At 61.3% G+C, this 20,310-nt stretch carries 19 protein-coding genes; 7 read left to right on the top strand and 12 right to left on the bottom strand.

What is annotated here, in order from left to right:
- Positions 1 to 25: 25 nt before the first annotated feature.
- Positions 26 to 1,834, bottom strand: a complete 1,809-nt coding sequence (locus ACOZJV_RS21700) for a di-heme-cytochrome C peroxidase (protein ID WP_421548475.1) — start codon at positions 1,832 to 1,834, stop codon at positions 26 to 28.
- A gap of 259 nt (positions 1,835 to 2,093) precedes the next feature.
- Between ACOZJV_RS21700 and ACOZJV_RS21695 the strand changes: the two genes are divergently transcribed.
- The 5 genes from ACOZJV_RS21695 (at position 2,094) to ACOZJV_RS21675 (ending at position 4,795) form a co-directional block, all read left to right on the top strand.
- Complete coding sequence (locus tag ACOZJV_RS21695; protein WP_020295558.1) at positions 2,094 to 2,807, top strand: FKBP-type peptidyl-prolyl cis-trans isomerase; 714 nt, start codon at positions 2,094 to 2,096, stop codon at positions 2,805 to 2,807.
- Between the two features lie 291 nt (positions 2,808 to 3,098).
- On the top strand, positions 3,099 to 3,554 hold the full coding sequence (locus tag ACOZJV_RS21690) for a YkvA family protein (protein ID WP_020295557.1): 456 nt from the start codon (positions 3,099 to 3,101) through the stop codon (positions 3,552 to 3,554).
- 113 nt (positions 3,555 to 3,667) lie between these two features.
- Positions 3,668 to 4,009, top strand: coding sequence for a helix-turn-helix domain-containing protein (locus tag ACOZJV_RS21685; protein WP_043228752.1), 342 nt, complete (start codon positions 3,668 to 3,670; stop codon positions 4,007 to 4,009).
- Positions 4,006 to 4,377 carry a hypothetical protein gene (locus ACOZJV_RS21680; RefSeq protein WP_003179080.1) on the top strand — a complete coding sequence of 124 codons (372 nt, stop codon included), beginning with the start codon at positions 4,006 to 4,008 and terminating at the stop codon, positions 4,375 to 4,377. The genes ACOZJV_RS21685 and ACOZJV_RS21680 overlap by 4 nt, the downstream gene beginning before the upstream one ends.
- Position 4,378: 1 nt before the next feature.
- Positions 4,379 to 4,795: a tetratricopeptide repeat protein gene (locus ACOZJV_RS21675; protein ID WP_421548474.1), complete on the top strand. Its 417-nt coding sequence runs from the start codon at positions 4,379 to 4,381 to the stop codon at positions 4,793 to 4,795.
- Here the strand turns inward: ACOZJV_RS21675 and ACOZJV_RS21670 are convergent.
- Both ACOZJV_RS21670 and ACOZJV_RS21665 read right to left on the bottom strand, forming a co-directional pair.
- A complete protein-coding gene (locus tag ACOZJV_RS21670) occupies positions 4,746 to 6,557 on the bottom strand; it encodes a bifunctional diguanylate cyclase/phosphodiesterase (RefSeq protein ID WP_078470760.1) in 1,812 nt (603 codons plus the stop codon). The genes ACOZJV_RS21675 and ACOZJV_RS21670 overlap by 50 nt on opposite strands.
- Positions 6,558 to 6,691: 134 nt before the next feature.
- Complete coding sequence (locus ACOZJV_RS21665) at positions 6,692 to 8,776, bottom strand: carboxy terminal-processing peptidase (protein ID WP_177326754.1); 2,085 nt, start codon at positions 8,774 to 8,776, stop codon at positions 6,692 to 6,694.
- Positions 8,777 to 8,914: 138 nt separating this feature from the next.
- Between ACOZJV_RS21665 and ACOZJV_RS21660 the strand changes: the two genes are divergently transcribed.
- Positions 8,915 to 9,877: a zinc-binding dehydrogenase gene (locus ACOZJV_RS21660; RefSeq protein ID WP_421548473.1), complete on the top strand. Its 963-nt coding sequence runs from the start codon at positions 8,915 to 8,917 to the stop codon at positions 9,875 to 9,877.
- A 141-nt stretch (positions 9,878 to 10,018) separates the two neighbouring features.
- On the opposite strand, the gene ACOZJV_RS21655 is transcribed toward ACOZJV_RS21660, so the two are convergent.
- From ACOZJV_RS21655 to ACOZJV_RS21630, 6 genes are all read right to left on the bottom strand, one after another.
- Positions 10,019 to 10,672 (bottom strand): HAD family hydrolase, encoded by a 654-nt coding sequence (locus ACOZJV_RS21655; RefSeq protein WP_020295550.1) that lies wholly within the window; start codon positions 10,670 to 10,672, stop codon positions 10,019 to 10,021.
- Positions 10,673 to 10,712: 40 nt separating this feature from the next.
- A complete protein-coding gene (locus ACOZJV_RS21650; protein WP_201131951.1) occupies positions 10,713 to 11,717 on the bottom strand; it encodes an ABC transporter ATP-binding protein in 1,005 nt (334 codons plus the stop codon).
- A complete protein-coding gene (locus ACOZJV_RS21645; protein WP_078470757.1) occupies positions 11,714 to 12,514 on the bottom strand; it encodes an ABC transporter permease in 801 nt (266 codons plus the stop codon). The genes ACOZJV_RS21650 and ACOZJV_RS21645 overlap by 4 nt, the downstream gene beginning before the upstream one ends.
- Positions 12,501 to 13,364, bottom strand: a complete 864-nt coding sequence (locus ACOZJV_RS21640) for an ABC transporter permease (RefSeq protein ID WP_421548472.1) — start codon at positions 13,362 to 13,364, stop codon at positions 12,501 to 12,503. The genes ACOZJV_RS21645 and ACOZJV_RS21640 overlap by 14 nt, the downstream gene beginning before the upstream one ends.
- Positions 13,343 to 14,149 (bottom strand): alkaline phosphatase family protein, encoded by an 807-nt coding sequence (locus ACOZJV_RS21635; RefSeq protein ID WP_201131948.1) that lies wholly within the window; start codon positions 14,147 to 14,149, stop codon positions 13,343 to 13,345. Before ACOZJV_RS21635 ends, ACOZJV_RS21640 begins: the two co-directional genes overlap by 22 nt.
- 75 nt (positions 14,150 to 14,224) lie before the next feature.
- Positions 14,225 to 15,292: an ABC transporter substrate-binding protein gene (locus ACOZJV_RS21630; protein ID WP_421548471.1), complete on the bottom strand. Its 1,068-nt coding sequence runs from the start codon at positions 15,290 to 15,292 to the stop codon at positions 14,225 to 14,227.
- 361 nt (positions 15,293 to 15,653) lie between these two features.
- Here ACOZJV_RS21630 and ACOZJV_RS21625 point away from each other — a divergent pair, with 361 nt between their 5' ends.
- Positions 15,654 to 16,367 carry a UTRA domain-containing protein gene (locus tag ACOZJV_RS21625; RefSeq protein WP_020295544.1) on the top strand — a complete coding sequence of 238 codons (714 nt, stop codon included), beginning with the start codon at positions 15,654 to 15,656 and terminating at the stop codon, positions 16,365 to 16,367.
- Positions 16,368 to 16,410: 43 nt separating this feature from the next.
- On the opposite strand, the gene ACOZJV_RS21620 is transcribed toward ACOZJV_RS21625, so the two are convergent.
- The 3 genes from ACOZJV_RS21620 to ACOZJV_RS21610 all read right to left on the bottom strand — a co-directional run bounded on the left by ACOZJV_RS21620 (position 16,411) and on the right by ACOZJV_RS21610 (position 20,295).
- Positions 16,411 to 18,567 (bottom strand): mechanosensitive ion channel domain-containing protein, encoded by a 2,157-nt coding sequence (locus tag ACOZJV_RS21620; RefSeq protein WP_421548470.1) that lies wholly within the window; start codon positions 18,565 to 18,567, stop codon positions 16,411 to 16,413.
- Between the two features lie 79 nt (positions 18,568 to 18,646).
- Positions 18,647 to 18,823 (bottom strand): hypothetical protein, encoded by a 177-nt coding sequence (locus ACOZJV_RS21615; protein WP_020295542.1) that lies wholly within the window; start codon positions 18,821 to 18,823, stop codon positions 18,647 to 18,649.
- A 182-nt stretch (positions 18,824 to 19,005) separates the two neighbouring features.
- Positions 19,006 to 20,295, bottom strand: a complete 1,290-nt coding sequence (locus tag ACOZJV_RS21610; protein WP_078470752.1) for a M18 family aminopeptidase — start codon at positions 20,293 to 20,295, stop codon at positions 19,006 to 19,008.
- Positions 20,296 to 20,310: the final 15 nt, after the last annotated feature.

Raw genomic sequence — 20,310 nt, 5'->3', positions numbered from 1 at the left:
GCAATCCTTTTAACGAAGTCGATCATCATGGCAGTTGTGGTTCCAGCGGCCCGCCCAGGACCTTCAGGTATTCGAGCAGGGCCCAGCGTTCCTCGGGTTGCAGCAGGCGACCGATCACCCCGTTGCCCCGTGCCCCCGAGCGAAATTCGTGGCCGCTGTTGTGGTTGCCGCTGATTCGGGTGTCGAACACGAAGCCATTGGCGAAAGCCTCGGTGCGATAACCCAGGTGGCGCGGGTCGTATTCGAAGGTGCCTCTATAGAAGGTGGTGGCGCGCTCATCCTGAGGCGACAGCAACTGATAGATGCTTGGCACCGAACCGTTATGCAGGAACGGCGGCGTGGCCCACACCCCCGCCAGCGGCCGGGCCTTGTAGGCTCGCAGTTCGCGTACGCCGATCGGCAGGCCGAAACCGTCAAGTTGGGGCCGCTCTTCGGGGGTGACCTGGGCATCGCGGTAGGCGCGCTCCTCGACAAAGGCGGTGACGTAGGCCAGGCCCTTGGCTACCGACAGTTGGCTCATGTCCAGCGCCTCGGTGGGCGTCGGGTGCAGTTGCACATTGGACGCTGCCAGTTGCGCGGCGTCCCACTTCAGGGCGCTGAGGTCGTAGCGCTGGTCGGCAATGTTGTTGGCGCTGTTGGGATCAGTGCCGATCACCTCGACCGGCAGCATCTTCAATTGCTGGACCGGGCGGCCGTTGACCTGGGTCACGGGGGGCACATGGCAGCCGGCGCAGTTCTCGTTAAATAGCCCACGACCCTTGGCCGCCAGCGGCAGGTCGATGGCGCCGAACAGCTCCTGCGGCCACGCTGGCGGCTTGAGGCGCTGCAGGGTTTCTTCAATCAGGTTCAGGTCCCGCACCCTTACGCTTGAGGGGTAACGTGCTTCGTTCTGCAGCGGCTGGCCGTTGGCGTCGAAGAAATTCAGGGTGGCGCCCACTCCCAGGGCTTCGCCTATGTTGCGGGCCATGGGCTGCTGGGCCGAACCGTTCCACTGCACCCAGTCGAAGGTCCAGATGTCCCACAGTTGCGGGTAATCCACCGGGGCGTTGGCGACGCGGTAGTTATCGGGAGTGATCGCATCGCCGAAGCTGGCATTGGCGATACGGCCGAAGGCATCGGTGCGTCCCGGGCCCTCTTCGGTTGGATAGAGGCCCCGGTGGGTATCGTTCCAGGCCACGCGCAGGAAGTTGTTCAGCGACAACTTGAAGTCTTTGCGCAACTGTTGGTGCTGGGCCTCGTAATCATCGCCCAGTACGTTGCGCGCGAAGCGCTCGAATTTCCACGGGTTGTAATAGGTGGCCGCCAGGCTGGCCACCAACGCCTGGCCAAAACTGCCGCCACGCAGGGTCGGCACGCTGGAGGGCAGCACATGCTGGGCCGAACCGCCGTCGATACGCAGTGCCTGGTTATTGAAGCGCAGCTCGCCGGTGTGGCAGGCGGCGCAGGTGATGTCCAGGTACTGCGCCGGGTTGCCCGGGTTCTGGTGGCGGGCAAAGCCCACCGGCAGATTGCCCGGGTTGTTCGGCGTGGCTTTCTGCGCCGGGTCCACCAGGAAGCCGAAGCGCGCCAAGTACTCGGGCGCCGCGAAGCGCTGCTCGGAAAACGGCAACTCCAGGGCGCCGAACCACTCATAACGCAGGCCTTTGACCTGGGTGCCCTGGGGGGTGAAGTAGTAGGTCTGGCGGTCGGCAGCACTCCACTGTTCCAGGTAGTGCACCTGTTGCGGCGGCTGATAGGCCGGCAATCTGGGGTTGGCGACGTAGTACAGGACGACGGCTAGGATAATTCCGAGCAGCAGTGCGATCAGGGTCAATACACGGTAGAAAAGGCGCAAGTTAAACATCCTTGTCGAATTTTGTTTCCTTATGCACTAGGGCACCAGGCTGGGCAAGTCGCCATTATCGCGTAATCAGGCCGCCCGCGGGCTTTGGCGGCGGGTGCCGCCCTGGCCTTTGCAGGCTGATTAAATGCGCTTTAAGACGTGAACTAATCCAGGGTTTGTTGCTCTCATGCCGGTAGCCATTGGTTGTGGGCGCCTGATAAGCTCGCGGCTTTATTCGATTGCCCTTTTGGCGCATGAACAAGGAAATAGCATGAAACAGCATCGGTTGGCGGCGGCGGTGGCCCTGGTTAGCCTGGTACTTGCGGGTTGTGACTCGCAGACCAGCGTAGAGCTGAAAACCCCGGCGCAAAAAGCTTCCTACGGTATTGGCCTGAACATGGGCAAAAGTCTTGCCCAGGAAGGCATGGATGATCTGGATTCCAAAGCTGTAGCCCAGGGCATCGAAGATGCCGTCGGCAAGAAAGAACAGAAGCTGAAAGATGACGAGTTGGTCGAAGCCTTCGCTGCCCTGCAAAAACGTGCAGAAGAGCGCATGGCCAAGGTCAGCGAAGAGTCGGCTGCAGCCGGCAAGAAATTCCTCGAAGAGAACGGCAAGAAGTCTGGTGTGACCACCACCGCTTCCGGTCTGCAGTATGAAGTGCTGAAGAAGGCCGACGGCGCTCAGCCCAAGCCGACTGACGTAGTGACTGTTCACTACACCGGCACCCTGACCAACGGCACCGTGTTCGACAGCTCCGTCGAGCGTGGCAGCCCGATCGATCTGCCGGTAAGCGGCGTGATCCCGGGTTGGGTCGAAGGCCTGCAACTGATGCACGTTGGCGAGAAGTACAAGCTGTACATCCCTAGCGACCTGGCTTACGGCGCGCAAAGCCCGAGCCCGGCGATTCCAGCCAACTCGGTGCTGGTATTCGAACTGGAACTGCTGGGTATCAAAGATCCAGCCAAGCAAGACGCCGCCAAGTAATACGCGTCTGTGTTTGAAACAACGCCCCGCTTGACGGGGCGTTGTCGCATCTGGCGCTTGATGCTGGTAAAAAATGCGAACGGACGCTGCAAGGCGCAGTCTGATCAAGAGGTAAGCAGTGGGTAGCCGCACAAGGCTGCCAAGTCAATGAAATAATGGGTTTTTTTATGTGAGTAAAAAACGCCCGATCTGAGCTCAGCCCTTATGAAACGGGGCTTTCAGCCGTGAAAAATAGCTCTGTTCACAAGGTTATCCACAATTTGTGTGGATAACATTTCAGTGGGAGTGAAGATGAAAGCGCCGTGGAATTTTTCCCGCTTCCTGCCCCTCGCCGGAAGGCTGCTCAGCCGTGGTCGCCTGCCTACCCTGTTGTTCGCCGTGGCGAGCAAAGGCGCCAGCCAGGGCAACCGCCTCGGCAAGCTCAAGGACGACCTGCGACTGCTCCAGGCCTTGTGCCTGGCCTACTGGCGTGGCGAATATCGGGCGATCAGTCCCAAGTCGATGATTTCAATTGTGGCTGGCCTGATGTATTTCCTCAGCCCGCTGGATGCGATTCCCGACTTCATTCCGGTTTTCGGCATGATCGACGACATCGCCGTGCTGGCCTGGGTGATGAAAACCCTAGACGACGAACTCAATGCCTTCCGCGCCTGGCGTAATCGCCAACTGCCGGAGAAGCTCGCCGTGGTCGAACGTTTGCCCGATACCCCGGAGCAATTGCAGCTCGAGGCCCCGAAGAAAGACTGAATCCTGCGCAACGGATCCATACAATGATGCTCCCCGCGACCTTGGCGACTGTTAGGATTACACTTCAAGGGAAAAGTCCGACTCGCTAAGTGTCGTTGTCCTACGGGGTAGTAATGGATATTCAGATAATTGCACGCGATGGCGAGCCCGAATATGCGGTTGTGCCATGGGCTCAGTATCAGGCTTTATTGACAGCAGCAGGGATCACCGACCCATCGCCGCGCCCGGACTCCGTCATCCACGCGGCCGCACCAGGCCAGGTTCTTCCTGGCCTGGATCAACTACGCAGTTTGCGCGAAGGGAAGGGCATCGCCATTGAGGCGCTGGCCCGCAAAGTAGGCATCAGCCCGTCTTACCTGGCCCTGATTGAAAGCGGCGAGCGTCTACCCGACGCTGCGATTCGCCGCAGCCTGGCCTGGGAACTGACGGTGCCGGGGTGGAGGGAGCAACCGTGAGTGTAAGGATCAGTCGTCAGCATTGGGATGGGCTGTTGGGTGAACTGGATCAGGCCCGTCGACAGCGTCATCTTCTTACTTATCGTGCGCTCCTTGAGCGCCTGCAGTTACCCAGCCCCGCCATGCAGACCCTGACCGCCGCGCTCGAACACTTGGCGGCTCTGGATGCGCGCGCGGAACAACCGCTGCGCAGTTCGCTGGTCATCAGCCAGGGCGCCAGTCGCCTGCCACGCACCGGTTTTTTTGAGTGTGTCGAGCGTCTCGGGCGTTTTTCCGGGCCGTCCGACGGTGTAGCCGCGGCCTCCTGGCATGCTTCGGAAGTGGTGCGGGTGTTCGAATACGAGTACCCCGAATCAGCGGAGGCCTGACATGTTCTGGCGACTCAAGGCGCGTTTCGGCTACTGGCTGGCGCGCCGGTTGTTTCATTGGTCATGGCTGGTGCGGCAACCGCGCAGTTGGCACTGGCTGGAAGGGCAATTTGCGCGCATGGCCAACCTCGGCAATGTCGATGCCCAGAGCTTCTACGGGCATATCCTGACTTTTCGTGGCCAGGGGCTCGGTGCTCGCGAGGAAGGTGTGCGCCTGTTGCGTCTGGCGGCGTTGGCCGGGGACGGCAAGGCCGCTTATCAGGTCGGTGTGATCAGCCTCGCCGGCACAGCCAGCAAGGCACCTGACCCGGCCGAAGCCGCGCGCTGGTGGACCATGGCGGCCAAGGCCGGGCACCCGTTGGCCGAGCTCAAGCTTGCGCAGCTGAATCCACCGGATCCTGCACTCCCTCAGCGCTGAGTGTGGCCGCCAGGTCCAGGCTGTCGATCACATGGATGCTGTAACCCAGCACATTCTTGGCGTGGTGCTTGGCCTGGGAGGCCAGCTCGGCGAGCTGGCTGGAGTCGAGTTGTCCACAGGCCTCTGGATGCAGATGCACCACCCCGATCGACAATGACAGCAGGGCGAATTCCTGGCGCACGCCCTGGCGGTTGGGCGCGATGAAGCACCCGGCTTCCAGGTGTTCGGCGCGGTAGAAGCGTCGGCACTGGCTGTGGAAATCATCCAGGAGCTGGCTCAAGCGCTTGCGCCAATCCTCGGGGCCCAGCACCAGCAAAAAATCATCGCCGCCGATATGCCCGACAAAGTCGCGACTGGGGTCAACACGATCGTTCAGGCATTGCGCCAGGCACAGCAGCACTTCATCGCCGCGGCCGTAGCCGTAGATATCGTTGAAGGGTTTGAAACTGTCGATATCCACATAACAGATCACCGACTCCCGCCCTTGTTGCAGCAGGCGCGTCAGGCATTGCTGGATCGGCACATTACCCGGCAGCAGGGTCAGCGGATTGGCATAGCGTGCCTGCTGGATTTTCAGCTCGGTGATCAGTTTCAGCACATCGATTACCCGCCCCAGGCCCAAGTAGCCGCCGTTGAGGGTGATGATGAAGTCTTCTTCGATGCGCTGGCGTGCGCGGCTGGTGATCAGCCGGCTGACCTGCTGCAGTGATTGACTCAGCTCTACGGCCAAGAAGTCGTCGTTCATCAGCCGGCTGATGGGCTTGCGCGCGAACAGGTCGGTGGCGAAGGGCTTGAGCAGGGCATCGGACAGCGAATGGCGGTGCACGATGCCACAGGGTTGGCCGCGCTCATCCAGCACCGCCAGCGAGTTCAGGTTGGCCTGGGAGCGGAAGGCCTCGAGTACGGTGGCGGTCGGCGTATTACGCGCCACTGCCGGTTGCTCGTTGAGCAGGGCGCTAAGGTCGGGGCTTTCATCGCTCAAGGCTACCGTGCTGCTCTCGTGCTTGGGCAGCATGGCGCGGGCGTCCCGGGGGGGCTGCTCTTGCGGGCGGCAAAGCAGATAGCCCTGAATCAGATCGACGCCCATCTCGGTCAGCACCGCCAATTCTTCCGCCAGTTCGATGCCCTCGGCGATAACCTGGGCCCGGGAGGCCCTGGCGATTTGCAGAATCGAGCCGACGAATTCGCGCTTCAACGCGTCCTGATGAATGCCGTCGATAAAGTGGCGGTCGATTTTCACGTAGTCCGGACGCAGTTCCGACCACAGGCGCAGGCTAGAGTAACCGGCGCCCAAATCGTCCAGGGCAATCGAGAAGCCCATGTCGCGGTAATGGTGCAGTGCGTTTTGCAGCAGGCCGAAATCATCGATTGGCGTCTGCTCTGTCAGCTCGATGACCACCTGGCTCGGCGGGATACCGAAGTCCTCCAGCAGTTGCAAGGTACGGCCAGGCTGGTGGGCGGCTTCAAGCAGGGATTCAGGGGAGACATTGAGGAACAGTTTGCCGGGCAGCTGCTGCTCGCTGAACCGTTTGCAGGCACTGTGACGGCAGGCTATTTCCAATTCGCTGAGGCGTCCGGCCTGGCGGGCCACGGCGAACAGTGCTACCGGCGAATGCAGCGGGCTGTTGGAGGGGCCGCGACTCAAGGCTTCATAACCCAGGATTCGACGTTCGGAGAAGCTGATGATGGGCTGGAACAGGCTGTGCAGACCGCTTTGAGCCAGGATTGAACTCAAGGCACTCAGCTGTTCGGTCGTGGTCATGGCGATCTCTGTCGAAAAAAAAAGGACCGGGCGAGCCCTTGATTCAAGAGCAGCGCCCGGTCCTTTATTTCACGACAGAATGATGACTGTTTGATGACGCTCCGAGGAGCGTCAGCATTAAATTGCCATCATTGTCAGTGCTTGGCGACCGAGGTGTTGAGCTTCAGGTAATCGAGCAGGATGCGCCCGGTTTCGCTGAGGTAGGCATCGTCTTCCGGTTTGGTCTTGTCCGGTTCGGCGGCGGCCAGTGCGTCTTCGTCCTCTTTCTTCAGCTCTTTCAGCGGGTCCTCGCCCTTGGCCTTGCGGCGGGCGTTTTCCAGGGCCAGTTGCTTGGCTTCGATGTCGGCATGTTGTGCGCGGCGTTCGACTTCGTTGAGGCTGACGGTCTTCTCGGCCATCAGTTTCTGCGCCAGGGCCAGCTTGTCACGGATAAAGACGAATTCCGCGTCTTTGGCCGAACGTGCTTCATGTTCCGACTTGAGCTGTGCCAGGTACGGTTTGAACGGGTCTACCGCAGGCTTGATCGAAGGACGAATGGTGTCCCACGGCATGGCTTCGGGCAGGGCGCTCTCGCCGATTTCCTTGGTGTCGATGATCGATGGGAAGTTGACGTCCGGCAGTACGCCCTGATGCTGGGTGCTCTGCCCGGAAACCCGGTAGAACTTGGCCAGGGTCAGCTTCAGCTCGCCATGGTTGAGCGGCTGAATGGTTTGCACCGTGCCTTTGCCGAAGGTCTGGCCGCCGACGATCAACGCGCGGTGATAGTCCTGCATCGCACCGGCGAAAATCTCCGAGGCCGACGCCGAGAGGCGGTTGACCAGCAGCGCCATCGGGCCTTTGTAGAAGGCACCCGGGTTCTCATCTTCCAGCACATCCACGCGGCCATCAGCGTTGCGCACAAGTACGGTCGGGCCTTTGTCGATAAACAGGCTGGTCAGCTCGGTGGCTTCCTGCAGCGAGCCACCACCGTTGTTACGCAGGTCGATGACCACGCCGTCGACTTTTTCCTTCTGCAACTCGGTCAGCAGTTTCTTCACATCGCGAGTGGTGCTCTTGTAGTCCGGATCGCCGGCACGGAAGGCCTTGAAGTCCAGGTAGAAGGCCGGGATCTCGATCACCCCGAGCTTGTAGTCCTTGCCGTCCTGTTTCAGGTTGAGGACCGACTTCTTCACCGCCTGGTCTTCGAGCTTCACCGCTTCGCGGGTGATCGGCACGATCTTGCTGGTTTGGTCGTTTGGCGCATTACTGGCCGGGATCACCTCCAGGCGCACCAGGGTGCCTTTCGGGCCACGGATCAGCTTGACCACTTCGTCCAGGCGCCAGCCGACCACGTCGACCATTTCCTTGTCGCCCTGGGCGACACCGATGATCTTGTCTGCCGGTGCCACTTGTTTGGTCTTGTCTGCCGGGCCAGCCGGCACCAGGCGTACGACCTTGACCTGGTCGTTGTCGCTCTGCAACACGGCGCCGATGCCTTCCAGCGACAGGCTCATGTTGATGTCGAAGTTTTCCGCGTTATCTGGCGACAGATAGTTGGTGTGCGGATCGTATGACATGGCGAAGGTGTTGATGTAGGCCTGGAAGATGTCTTCGGCACGGGTCTGGTCCAGGCGCGCCAACTGGTTCTTGTAGCGCTTGGTCAGCAGTTCCTGGATGGCCTTGGGCTCTTTGCCCGCGATCTTCAGGCGCAGGACTTCATCCTTGACGCGTTTGCGCCACAGGTCGTCGAGCTCTGCGGTGGTCTTGAGCCAGGGAGCGTCCTTGCGATCGATCAGCAAGGTTTCCTTGGTGGTGAAATCGAATTTGTCGACGCCCTTGTCCAACTCTGCCAAGGCGAAATCGAGACGGGTTTTGACCCGATCCAGGTAGCGCTTGTAGATGGTGAACCCGGCGTTGAGGTCGCCGCTTTTCAGGAAGTCGTCGAACTGGGTTTTCCACTTGTCGAATTCGGCGATATCGCTGGCCAGAAAGTAGCTGCGCGAAGGGTCCAACAGCTTGATATAGCTGTCGTAGATAATTACCGAACGCGCATCATCCAGCGGAGGCTTGCTGTAATGGTGGCGCTTGAGCAGCTCGACGACGCTAAGGCTGGCAATCACCTCTTCGCGATCAGGCTGAAGTTTGTCCCAGCTATTGGCTGCGAACGTATTGGCCGACATCGGCAACAGGCCAATACCAATGAAAAGAGCGAGGGCGGTGCTGGGGAACAAATGCTTCATGCTGATTCGACGCGGGGGCAATTGATAACGCATATTAGGCCGTCTTTGAAGTCGCCGGTTCCATAAGGGCCGGTCGCATAATGCAAAAAGCCCGGCGCTACAGCATCGGGCTCAGTCCAGACTCACTATGGAGGCACTGTGAAAGCATTGCAAGGCGTTGAAGGTCAAGTGGAGTGGGTTGAAGAGCCGAGCCCTGCGTGTGATGTAGGTCAAGTTCGCATCCGGGTGGCCGCTGCCGGCCTGAATCGAGCCGATTTGCTGCAGAAGGCCGGGCTCTATCCACCGCCGCCCGGTGCGAGCCAGGTGCTGGGGCTGGAATGCTCCGGAGTGATCAGCGAGGTGGGGCCGGGGGCGTCGTGGCAGATCGGCGACCGGGTGTGTGCGCTGTTGGCTGGCGGCGGCATGGCCGAGGAAGTGGTGGTCGATGCCCGTCATGTTTTGCCGGTACCGGAAGGCCTTTCCCTGGCCGAGGCGGCGGCCTTGCCGGAGGTGTACAGCACGGCGTGGTTGAATCTGTTCCAGCTGGCGGCGCTCAAGCCTGGGGAAAAGGTTCTGCTGCACGCCGGTGCCAGTGGCGTCGGTTCGGCGGCGATCCAGCTGTGCAAGGCCTTTGGCAATCCCTGTTGGGTCAGCGTCGGTTCGGCCGAGCGCCTGGCGTACTGTGAGTCCCTGGGCGCACAGGGGGGCGTGGTGCGTACTGATGGCCTTGAAGGCCTGAATGATTTTGCGCCGTTTGATGTGATTCTCGACCCGGTCGGTGCCAACTATGCCGCGCTCAACCTCAAGCTGCTGGCCCGTGACGGGCGTTGGGCACTGATTGGCTTGATGGGGGGGCGCGAGGCGAAATTGGACCTGGCCCAGGTGTTGGTCAAGCGTGTGCAATTGCTCGGTTCGACCTTGCGCAGCCGCGACGAGCAATTCAAGGCGGACCTGTTCAGCGACCTGAGCCAACACGTCTGGCCCCTGTTCGCCGAAGGGCGCCTGAGCCCGCAACTGGCCAGGGCCTACCCGATCAAGGATGCCGAAGCGGCATTTGCCGAACTGGCGACCAATCAGGTCTCGGGCAAGCTGGTGCTGGTGATTGATCCCACTTTGGTTTGACCGTCACTCGTAGCCGCTGCCGTGAGGCTGCCCTGGCGGTGTCGGGCGGTGGGAGCTGTTGAGATGCGGCGTTGTCGAGGGGCAACGCAGCCTTCGGCAGCGGCTACACAGAGGGTAGCCGCGGCCCTATCAGGCGCTGGGTTACTTCCAGTGATGAATCGGCCAGCCGGCTTTTTCGGCATGTTCGCGCAGCACCGGGTCGGGGTTGACCGCGTGGGGGTGGTCGACCTTGAGCAGCAACGGCAAATCGTTGCGCGAGTCGGAATAGAAGCTTGCGCCCTCGAGGTTTTCCTCTTCTTCATCCAGCCATTGCAGGAGCCGAGTGATCTTGCCCTCGCGGTAGGTCAGGGTACCGACGGTGTTGCCGCTGTAGACCCCGTGGGTGACTTCCAGCTCGATCCCCAGCACTTCATCGATGCCTAGGCGCTCGGCAATCGGCTTGACCAGGTGCGTGCCCGAGGCCGAGATCACCAGGATCCGGTCACCGGCCTGGCGATGGGCGGCGATGGCCTTGCAGGCGTCGCTGTAGATGATTGGTTCGATCACGTCTTCGACCCAGGGTCCTACCAGGTGAGCGACTTCTTCCGGGGTGCGCCCGGCCATGGGTTCCAGGCTGAAGCTCATGAACTCTTCCATCGCCAGCTTGCCGTGGCTGTAGGCGTCCATCAGCTCGTGGTTGCGGCGCATGAACGACTCGCTGTCGACCCAGCCCAGGCGCCCCATCTGCTCGCTCCAGAGGGTGGCGCAGTCGCCGTGAATCAGGGTTTCGTCCAGATCAAAAATTGCCAGGGCCATCAGTGCAGGTCTCTCTTCAGAAGCGTTGCTGTCAAAGGCATCAGGCTACCTCACACAGGGCCGAGGGATCGATGGAAAGTGCCAGGCGCTGGCCGTCGGCATGCAGGTCGGCCGCCGAACGGTTGAGCACATCGACCACCAATTCCACGCCCCGGGCTTCCACGCGATAGCGAATCACATTGCCCAGCAGGCTGTGGCTACGCACCAGGGCGTCAGGCTCGCCGCTGCGGCTGAGTTCAATGGCTTCCGGGCGAATCGCGATGCGTCCGCTGATCGTCCGTTGCAGCAAGCGGCTCGCGCTCTCGGCGTCCAGCAGGTTGTAGTTGCCGATAAACCCGGCGGCGAATGCATCCACTGGCGCGGTGTAGAGGGTCTCGGCGTCGCCGCTCTGGACGATCCGCCCTTGGTTCATCAGGAAGATCCGGTCGGACATGGTCAGGGCTTCTTCCTGGTCATGGGTCACGAAAATCGTGGTCAGGCCCAGCTCGCGCTGGATCTGCCGGATCTGCTCGCGCAGGTGCTTGCGGATCCGCGCATCCAGGGCCGACAGCGGCTCATCGAGCAGCAGCAGGCGCGGGCGGGTCACCAGGGAGCGGGCCAGGGCCACGCGCTGACATTGGCCGCCGGACAGCTGATGGGGGTAGCGCCCGGCAAACTCATTGAGTTCGACCAATTGCAGGGCTTCGAGCACGCGCTTGTGGCTGTCGTCGGCGTTGACCTTCTGCATCCGCAGGCCAAAGGCGACGTTCTGTTCCACGGTCATGTTGGGGAACAGCGCGTAACTCTGGAACACCATGCCGATTCCGCGTTTCTGCGGGCTCAGCGGCACGATGTCCTGGCCTTCGAGAAGGATTTTGCCGGCGTCCACCGGGGTCAACCCGGCGATGCAGCGCAGCAGGGTGGATTTGCCGCAGCCGGAGGGGCCGAGCAGGGTGACGAACTCGCCCTTGGCGATTTCGCAATTGATGTCGCTGAACACCGGCGTGGCGGCGGCGCCTTTTTGCCCGTAACTTTTTTGCAGATGCTGGACGCTGACATAGCTCATTGGCTTTTGTCCTTGTTCAAGGTGTTGGCGGCCCAGGTCAGGACCAGGACAAAGAGGAAGTACGAGATCACCAGCGCACTGGTGAAGTGGCCACTGCTGTTGCGCATGTTGTTGAGGTAGACCTGCAGGGTTTCATAGCGGGTGCCGACCAGGATGTTGGCGAACACAAACTCGCCGAACAGGAACGAGAACGACAGCAGCAACGCCACCATCAAGCCTTTGCGCAGGTTCGGCAGCACCACCAGGATCGCCGCCTGCCAGGTACTGGCGCCCAGCAATTGGGCCGCATCCATGAGGTCGCGCAGGTTGATTGCCTGCAGGTTGTTGGTGATCGCCCGGTACATGAACGGCAAGGCGACGGTGAAGTAGCAGCCGATCAGGATCCACGGCGTGCCGACCATGGCGAAGGGGCCTGAACCGTACAGCTGCAACAGGCCGACCGACGACACCACCGGCGGCACCGCGAAGGGCAGCAGGATCAGGATATTCATCAGCGCGTCGAGCTTGGGGAAGTGGTAATGCACGACAAACAGCAACGGCAGGATCAGCACCACCGACAGGATCAAGGCGCCGACACAGACCAGCAGTGACTGGCCGAATGCGCTCAGAAAACGCGGATCGCTCCACAGCTGCACGAACCACTTGAAGGTGAAACCGCTGGGCAGGATGGTCGCCGACCAACTGCTGGCAAGGGAGTAGATCAGGGTCCCGGCGAGGGGCAGCAACAGGATCACGAACAGCAGGTAGACCACTACCCGGTGGTAGAGGTGGGCGGAGCCTTGTTCAGCGCGAGACATGGTAGCTCCTCTTCAGCAGCAACTGATGGACGATGGTCACCAGGGTCATCAGCGCTACCAGCACCAAGGCCAGGGCGCTGGCCATGTTCGGGTCCAGGGAAATATCCCCCGACACCATCGCCGCGATGCGGATCGGCAGCACGTTGAAGTTACCGGTGGTCAGGGCAAATACCGTGGCGTAGGCGCCCAGGGCATTGGCCAGGAGGATGACGAACGTGCCGAGCAGGGCCGGGGTCAGCACGGGCAAGCCGATGTGGCGCCAGAACTGCCAGCCATTGGCCCCGAGCAGGGAAGCCGACTCGCGCCAGTCTTCGCGCAGGGCATCGAACGCCGGGTACAGCAGCAGGACGCCGAGGGGAATCTGGAAGTAGGTGTAGAGAATGATCAGCCCGGTCTTGGAGTACAGGTTGAAGTCTTGAATGATCCCCGACTGCTTGAGCATCAGGGTGATGGTGCCGTTGAAGCCCAGCAGGATGATGAACGCGAAGGCCAGGGGCACGCCGGAAAAGTTGCTGGTCATGTTGGCGAAGGCGTTCACGAAGTTGCGCAATCTGGAATCCACGCGACGCAGCGAGTAGCTGCCGAGCACCGCGATGACGATGCCGAATGTGCTGGACCAGAACGCCAGCTCCAGGCTGTACTGGATCGATTGCAGGTAGAACTTGGAGTTGAAGATCTTGCTGAAGTTGGCCAGGCCCCAGCCGAACTCTTCCGATCGCAGGCTGTTGATCATGACCCAGATCAGCGGCGCGATCTGGAACACGATGAAGAACAGGGCGAAAGGCACCAGGCACAGGATCGCCAGCCATTTACCACGGGTGACTGAATTCACTTCAACAGCTCCCGGCATGCAGGTTTGTCGTGGGGGACGCCGAGCAACTCGCAGACCGTGCCGCACAATTGGGTCTGCGTGGGCGCGGCGTCAGGGTTGAAACTGAACGCATCACCGATCACGAACAGCGGCACTTCGCGCTCTTCGGGCAACAGGCCATTGTGCGAGCGGTCATTGTTCATGCCGTGGTCGGCGGTCACCAGCACCTGGTAACCGGCGTCGAGCCAGCCTTGCAGGTAGTCGGCCAGGATGATGTCGGCCGAGCGTGCGCTGTTGCGGTACTGCGCAGTGTCGAGGCCGTGCTTGTGCCCGGCATCGTCGATGTTCATCGGGTGCACCAGCAGGAAGTTCGGCGCGTGGCGCAGGCGCAGGTGCTCGGCGTCGGCGAACAGGTGCGAGTCCGGGTAGTGATCATTCCAGTAGAAATGCCCCTGCTGGATGGGCAGCTCCGGGTTGTCGGTATGCCGATCACGGGCCGCGACAAAGGGCGTCCGGTTATACAGCTCGCTGACCCAGTGATAGGCCGCCGCGGCGGTACTGAGCCCGGCATCCCGGGCGTAATGGAAGATGCTGCGTTGGGTCGATAGTCGCGAGACATTGTTGTGCACGATGCCGCTGTCGATCGGCGGTACTCCGCTGAGGATGCATTCATAGAGCGGGCGAGACAGGGCGGGCAGTTCGCATTCGAGCTGGTACAGCGCTGCGCGCCCTGCACCGCAGTAAGCCTGAAGGTGGCCCATGGCATCTCGGGCGACCTGGTAATTCAGGCCGTCGAGCACCACCAGGATGACGTTGTGCTTCATGGGTTGCAGGACTCCGGATCAGATACAGCGTTGAACCGCCAGGAGCCGGCAACCCGGCCCCTGGGGATTACAGCCTTACTGCATGTTGATGATCACTTCTTCCTGCCACTTCTGCGGCAGGCCTTTGGAGGTCTTTTCCCAGGCATCGGGGTCCTTGATCGGCGTGACGTGTTTGTACTGCTCGTTAGGCAGCAGGTTGGCCTGGACCTCGGCCGGCAGAGTCAGGTGTTCGGCACGGATCGGCCGGGCGTTGCCCCGTGCCAGGTTGGTCTGGCCGGCGTCGCTGAAGATGTATTCGCGTGCCAGTTTGGCGGCGTTCGGGTGCTTGGCGTATTTGTTGATGATGGTGGTGTAGCCGGAGATCACCGAACCGTCCGAAGGGATCAGCACGATGTAGTCGTCCTTGTTGACCATCTTGTTGCGATAGCTCAAGCCGTTGAAGTCCCAGACCACGCCGACTTCGACCTCACCCTTTTCCATGGTGGCGATGGTCGGGTTGGCCAGGGACAGGCGTCCCTGCTTGGCGATTTCGGCGAACAGCAGCAAGGCCGGCTGGATGTTCTTTTCATCGCCGCCCTTGGCGATGGCGGCGGCCAATACACCGTTAGCGGCTTGCGCGGCGGTGCTGACGTCACCGATGGAAACCTTGTACTTGCCTTTCTCCAGGTCGGCCCAGCTTTTCGGCGCTTCGGACCCGTGCAGCAATTTCTTGTTGATGATGAAGGCAATGGTGCCGGTATAGGCCAGGGCCCAGTTGCCGTCCTTGTCCTTGGCCCAGTCCGGGACCTGGGCCCAGGTGCTTGGCTTGTAAGGCTGAACCACGCCCTGCTTGACCGAGATAGGGCCGAAGGCGGCACCGACGTCGCCGATGTCGGCGCTGGCATTGTCTTTTTCGGCTGCGAACTTGGCGATTTCCTGGGCCGAGCTCATGTCGGTATCGATGTGCTTGAGGCCATAGAGTTTGGCCAGGTCGTCCCAGGTGCCTTTCCAGTTGGCCCAGTCATCGGGCATGCCGACGCTGTTGACCGCACCTTCCGCTTTCGCAGCGGCTTCCAGGGTTTTCAAATCGGTATCAGCCGCCATGGCTGCGGTGCACATGGCAATGGTCGAGCCTAACAGTGATGCCAGGAAAAGCTGTTTCATCCGAAGCTCCTTTGGGCGTGTTCAACGCTGCGTTTTTATCGACGTTTGCGGTTGGGTTGGTCTAGGTCAGCAATACCTGAGCCAATTTAGGCGTGCTGGATGACACTTTGATGTCGGCATCAGTCCTGCAAGGTTTTTGATGGCCGCAGGTTGGGCGCCGCGAGATAAGCGTAGACCATGGCTAAACAGCTGAAATGAAAGGACTTGGCGAAGTAATTGCAGGTGTCTGCAACAGCCGTTCGGCGGCTTTGTCATCTGTCAGTCATATGTATTGCCTAGGCTTTGGGCGACTTGCAGAGGCCTTGTTTGCCAGGCTGGCTGCCCTGTAACAGTGCTGGTCTAGTCCAGATAGGTAACGTTGATGCGCATCGATGCAACAAAGGCGGTAACCGCCATTGGCCAGGTCCTGCAGGAACAGATCGACCATGGCCTGCTGGCGGCAGGCAGCAAGCTGCCGGCCGAGCGCAAACTCAGTGAGTTGTTCGGCACCACCCGTATCACGGTGCGTGAGGCGTTGCTGCAGCTGGAAGCCCAGGGCCAGATTTATCGCGAGGAGCGCCGCGGCTGGTTTGTCTCGCCGCCACGGCTGGCTTACAACCTGATGCAGCGCAGCCACTTCCACGCCATGGTCAGTGCCCAGGGACGGGTACCTTCCACCGAGGTCATCTCCGCACGCTTGCAGCCGGCGTCGGCGGCGGTCTGTGCCTGGCTGCAACTGCCGGCGTTATCCAGCGTGATCCAGATCTGCCGGGCGCGACGCATCGATGAGCGGCTGGTGCTGTATGTCGAGCACTACCTGAACCCGCAGTACTTTCCGAAGATCCTCGATCTTGACCTGAACCAGTCGATCACCGAACTCTACGCCCGGCACTACGACCTGCATTACGGGCGGGTGCGCTTCGAGATCGTGCCGACCTCGTTGCAGGTGGAGGCGGCGGCGGCCTTGCGGGTGTCGGTGGGCAGCCCCGGATTGCGCATTGCCCGCGTCAACTACGACCAGCACGAGCGGCTGATCGATTGTGATCTGGAGTTCTGGCGCCATGATGCGATCCATGTCGGGGTCGACGTGGCCTGATACCGACCACTGGCCAAGTGACCGGCGTGCAGGAGGGAGGGGCTTACTCTTTTTCTGCACCGCCGGCGCCGGTGATCACCTGGATGCTCATGCGTGGGGTCGCCAGATCCAGGCCTGCGGCGTCGAGGTGGCGCTTGAGCGACAGGTTGAAGGCCCGTGACACTTCCCATTGCTTGATCGGCGCGGTCTTGAAGCGTGCGCGCAGCACCGCGCTGCCGGATTCAAAGCTCTCTACACCCTGGATCTCCAGGGGCGACCAGATATTGCGCCGTTGCAGCGGGTCGGAACGCATCTTCTGGCCGACATCGCGCATCAGCTTGATGGCGTCATCAATCTCCATGTTGTAGGGGATGGCCACGCGGAAAATCGCGTAGCCGAACTCCCGGGAGTAGTTTTTGATGCTCTTGATTTCACTGAACGGGATGGTGTGCACGATGCCGTCGATGTCCCGCAGGCGCACGGTACGGATGGTCAGGCCCTCGACGGTGCCGAGGTGGCCGCCGACGTCGACGTAGTCATCGATAGCCAGGGAATCTTCAATGATGATGAACAGGCCGGTGATCAGGTCGGCCACCAGGGACTGCGCACCGAAACCGATCGCCAGGCCGATCACACCGGCACCGGCCAGCAGCGGCGTGACGTTCATACCCATGTTGGCCAGGGCGACGATGGTGGCAATGATGAAGATGGCCACGAACAGCACGTTGCGGATCAGCGGCATCATGGTCTGCGCGCGGGCATTGGCCAGGCCTTTGCGCGAGCGGGTCAGGGCGTGATGCACGGCGGTGTCGCTGAGGATCCAGATCAGCCAGGCGAAGATCAGCGTGCCGGCGAGGCTGAACAGTTTGACGCTGACTTCGTGGCCCTCGCCTTCGGTGAAGCGGATCAGCGACATGCCCCAGACCCGTAATCCCAACTCGATAAACGCCAGCCAGACCAGCAGGTGGGCGAGGGTGTAGCAGAAGCTTTTCAGGCGTTCGGAATACAGCGCATGGCGCTTGTGTCCGCGCAGGGGCTTGAGCGAGTGGCGTCGCACCAGGCCGTTGATCACCATGCACAGCACCAGCAGCACGGTGCAGATCAGCGATTGACGCAGGGCGGTGCTGGTGTCGCCGGCGGAAACGAAGGTGGCGAACAGCGAGATGCCTACCAGCAGCAGCGCTGGCAAGTACCAGAACGTGCCAATGATTTCGATGGTGTCGCTCAGCGCACGGCGGGTCAGGCGCCGCGACAGTGGCTGGTTACGGATCAGGTGGGCGATCGGGCGGCGAAAGCGCAGGATGAACACCGCCGTGGAAAGCGCCGCCATCACATTGGCGAGCGTGGCGGCGGTGTGCGCCAGGTGGCTGCCCAGGCTGGCCACCAGGCGCGGGTCGCTGAGGGCTTCGCCAAAGGCGGCAAAACTGCCGATCAACCACAGCGGGCGGAATGCCTGACGGCGCAGAATGTAGAGCGCACGGTGACGATGCGGGCCGTCAAGCACCGAAAACGCCACCACGCAGATCGCCGAAAAGAAGGTGCCGACCACCAGCGCATACGCCAGGACCATGGCCAGGTCCTTGCCCAGGGAGGAAGGCAGGGCGTAGCTCATGTACACCGTGATCAACAGCGCGATCAGCCAGGGGCCGAGCTTGCGCAGGGCAAAGCGCAGCATGTCCCAGGTCTTGGGGTGTTGCGGCAGTTCCTCGGTCAGGCCAAAGCGCAGGCGGACCCGGTGGCTGATCCAGATCAGCGCAGCGGCCAGCAGGCTCCAGAGCATCAGGATCATGGCAAAGGCAAAGATGATCGGCAGCCATTCGCTGGCGGGCAGCATCAGCGCCGAGAGTTCGTCCTTGGCCTGGTCGAATTCTGCGGACCAGCGGTTGATCGGGCTGTCGGCACCGGAGAACTGTTTTTCCAGGCTCGCCAGGGTGCCGCCTATCAGGCCGAGCACGCCTTCCTCGCTGATCGGCTGAGCCTTTTTCGTGGTGTCGCGCAGCTTTTTCAGATCGGCCAGCAGCTTCGCCCGTTGCTGGTCGTTTTCCAGTGACTTGATCACTTCATCCAGGGATTGCCCCAGTGGCTGGTCGGCCTGGGGCTGGGTCTTGCTCGAGTTATTGAGCAGCCCCGGCAGGCCGACCGCCTGGGCAGCTGTCAGCGGCAGCAGGGTCAGCAGGCAGACAAGCAGGCAGTAGGGCAGGCGGAACAGACGAGCGAACACTGGGCGGGCAACCTCGGACAATAGCGGATCGACCGAGTGTACGAGGCAGTCCGGGCCAATGCGAGCTTGGCGGGCTGATTTATTCGGCGAGTTTGGCGAGGATCTTGTAGACCACTGTGCCGAGAATCAGCAGCATGCCCACCCACATGGTGAACACCCCGGCGTTTTTGTCGCGGAAGTTGAAGCCGATGGCCAGCAGGATCATCCCGGTCAGGATCGGAATGAGCATGGAGTGAAACGACGACATCGAGATCATGGCGACTGCCTTGTCAGAGAGAATACTAATAAGTCTAGGTCGCTTTACTGCGACCCGGATTGATGTGTATCAGAAACAAACCTGTAGCCGCTGCCGCAGGCTGCGCTGGTCCAATAAAACTGACACTTCCACTGCGCCCATTTCGGCCCGCGCAGCCTAGTGCCTCGGCAGCGGCTACAGGATTATGGCAACTCGCGGCTGGCGTAAAACGCGCTCAGCACTTTTACCAGATGCGCCAGGTCGTGGCTGCCGCACAGTTCACGAATCGAGTGCATGGCGAACGTCGGCAAGCCGATGTCCACGGTACGCACGCCCAGGTGGCTGGCGGTAATTGGGCCGATGGTCGAACCACATCCCATGTCGCTGCGCACCACAAAGCTCTGCACCGGCACTTCTTCGGCCATGCACAGGTGGCGGAAGAAGCCGGCGGTTTCGCTGTTGGTGGCGTAGCGCTGGTTGCTGTTGACCTTGATCACCGGGCCAGCGTTGAGTTTCGGGCCATGGTTGGCATCGTGCTTGTCGGCATAGTTGGGGTGCACGCCGTGGGCATTGTCCGCAGAGATCAGCAGCGACTTCTGAATGGTGCGTACGAACTCATCACCTTCCGGCAGCAGGCGGCGCAGGGTCTGCTCCAGCATCGGTCCATCGGCACCGCAGGCCGAGCAGGAACCGACTTCTTCGTGGTCGTTGCACACCAGTACGCAGGTTTCATCGGTCTCGGCGGTCAGCAGGGCTTGCAGGCCCGCATAGCAGGACAACAGGTTGTCCAGGCGCGCGCCGGCGATAAAGTCGCCATGCAGGCCGATGATCGCCGCGCTCTGGGTGTCGTAGAAGCTCAGCTCGTAGTCGAGGACCACGTCGGCGTTCAAACCATGCTCGCGGGCCAGCTGATCGGTGAGCACGGCACGGAAATCCACGCGCTCGTCACCGGCAAATTGGGCCAGGATCGGCGGCAATTCGGTTTGGGCGTTGATCGCCCAGCCCTGGTTGGCCTCACGGTTGAGGTGAATGGCCAGGTTGGGAATGATCGCGATCGGCGCCTTGAAGTCGATCAGTTGGCTTTCAACCTTGCCATCACGACGGAAGGTGACGCGCCCGGCCAGCGACAGGTCGCGGTCGAACCACGGCGCCAGCAGCGCGCCGCCATAGACTTCGACACCCAGCTGCCAGAAGCCCTGGCGCTGCAACTCCGGCTGCGGCTTGACCCGCAGGCACGGGCTGTCGGTATGGGCGCCGACCAGGCGAATCCCGCCCTGCAGCGGCGAATGCCGGCCCAGCTTGAACGCGACAATCGAGGAGTCATTGCGAGTGACGTAATAGCGACCATTGGCTTCGGTGGTCCACGGCTCGCGCTCGTCGAGACGTTGAAAACCTGCCGCTTCCAGGCGCTGGACAAGGCTGGCGGTGGCATGGAAAGGGGTAGGGGAGGCCTTGAGGAAATCGATCAGGCCTTGGTTCAACTCTTCGCGCATAAGTAGCTCCAGACA

Origin of the sequence: Pseudomonas sp. QD4 (assembly GCF_049199125.1) — a bacterium.
Classification (GTDB): domain Bacteria; phylum Pseudomonadota; class Gammaproteobacteria; order Pseudomonadales; family Pseudomonadaceae; genus Aquipseudomonas.
Note: the sequence above shows the minus strand (reverse complement) of the source record. Positions and strands in the feature narration are given on the sequence as shown.